The sequence below is a fragment of the Lachnobacterium bovis genome (genome assembly GCF_900111325.1).
Classification (GTDB): domain Bacteria; phylum Bacillota; class Clostridia; order Lachnospirales; family Lachnospiraceae; genus Roseburia; species Roseburia bovis_A.
Genome location: NZ_FOGW01000060.1, coordinates 1 through 1,375, shown reverse-complemented (window position 1 = coordinate 1,375; position 1,375 = coordinate 1). Strand labels below are relative to the sequence as shown.

At 29.7% G+C, this 1,375-nt stretch carries 3 protein-coding genes; all 3 read left to right on the top strand.

Annotated features, from left to right (window positions below; all coding sequences use genetic code 11):
- Positions 1–68: 68 nt before the first annotated feature.
- The 3 genes from BMY79_RS11775 to cdiI all read left to right on the top strand — a co-directional run bounded on the left by BMY79_RS11775 (position 69) and on the right by cdiI (position 1,364).
- On the top strand, positions 69–377 hold the full coding sequence (locus BMY79_RS11775) for a hypothetical protein (RefSeq protein ID WP_074731034.1): 309 nt from the start codon (positions 69–71) through the stop codon (positions 375–377).
- Between the two features lie 12 nt (positions 378–389).
- Positions 390–830 carry a hypothetical protein gene (locus BMY79_RS11770; protein WP_074731033.1) on the top strand — a complete coding sequence of 147 codons (441 nt, stop codon included), beginning with the start codon at positions 390–392 and terminating at the stop codon, positions 828–830.
- A 72-nt stretch (positions 831–902) separates the two neighbouring features.
- Entirely contained in the window at positions 903–1,364 is a 462-nt protein-coding gene (cdiI, locus tag BMY79_RS11765) for a ribonuclease toxin immunity protein CdiI (RefSeq protein WP_074731032.1), read from the top strand.
- The last annotated feature ends 11 nt before the right edge of the window (positions 1,365–1,375 follow it).

Below are 1,375 nucleotides of genomic sequence, written 5' to 3'. Positions count from 1 at the left end.
AAGAGAAGCATATGGTTTGAAAAAACATAATTTTTGGCAAAACATATGTAAATTATTTTAGATAAACCATGATATTATCTTATGATGATGATTATGCATCTAAAATGGGAAAAAATGCAGTTGCATTTATACCAGAAGTCACTATATCAGAGTCGGAGATTGCGGAACTTGAGAAACCGAAAGTCAAAGAAGTAAAGCCAAAGGATGTAGAGAAAATCGGAACAGCATCAAAAGCAGGCAAGATAACCGAGGGTGCATCAAAGGTAAAGAAGCCAGCTAAGAAAGCAAATGTCCATAGCAATCCTCATCAGCATGTATTTAGGTATGATTTTGACAATAGATATTGGTATCGCTCAGACCCAGAAATATTAAACTAGGAGGATAATAAGTTGGATTATAGTATTGTTTTTAAATTAAAACAAATCGATTTGGAAGATGTTGGAATAATTGAAATGTTTACAAGTTGGGGAGAAAAGGATTTTTCATATTCGCCTAGAAGATTTAAAGGATATGGTGATATACAATTGATAGAAGTTGAAGAGCCGATGGAAATAGAAGGTTCGATTGAACTAAAAGTGATTGGACTAGTAAGAAAATTAGAGTGGCAAGCCAATACAAATCCTAAATTATTAGCAGACAATAAACTTATGAAATTATTAGAAAAAATATGTTGTTTAGAATATTTTTCTATTTATATATGTGAGGATGATGAAAACATAGAAGAAGTTTTTGAATTGGATTATAGTAAATGTCACGATATTTATAGAATTGTAACAGAAGCTTTAAGTTGGGATAAACCTCAAAATATAAAAATACAAAACTATCAATAAATAAAGTGATAAGTAAAATATCAAGATATAAGAGGCAAAAGGTTCAGTACTAGAATGGAGTGATAATAAAGAATGATTAATGATGATGAAATTTTTGAAATTTTAAAAAAACATAAAGAATTTGGGGATTATTTTTGGAAAAAAAAATGTAATAAGGGCGCAGTTACTGATGTATTTGTTGAATACGTTAACTCAAATTGTTTTTTAGAACTTTTAGATGACATGAAAAATAAATTGAGTGATTATAACCCAAGTTATGGGATGATATTTTCAGATGATTATGATGATCCGTATGATGAATTTTATTTTGGGGAAAATAATATATGCTTTTTTTTAGAATCGGGTTATGATGATGTAGAAGATATCATCGGCTACGAAGAATTCTACAAATATCTTGTTCCAGCATGCGAGTTCTATGTAGAACGTCGTCATCCGGAACATAAGGAAATAGTAGAGCAGAAGCTTAAAGAGATAAGAGAAGCATATGGTTTGAAAAAACATAATTTTTGGCAAAACATATGTAAATTATTTTAGATAAACCATGA

Coding starts and splice junctions, on each gene's coding strand:
- BMY79_RS11775 (WP_074731034.1), top strand. CDS start 69: ATGATATTATCTTATGATGATGATTATGCATCTAAAATGGGAAAAAAT.
- cdiI (WP_074731032.1), top strand. CDS start 903: ATGATTAATGATGATGAAATTTTTGAAATTTTAAAAAAACATAAAGAA.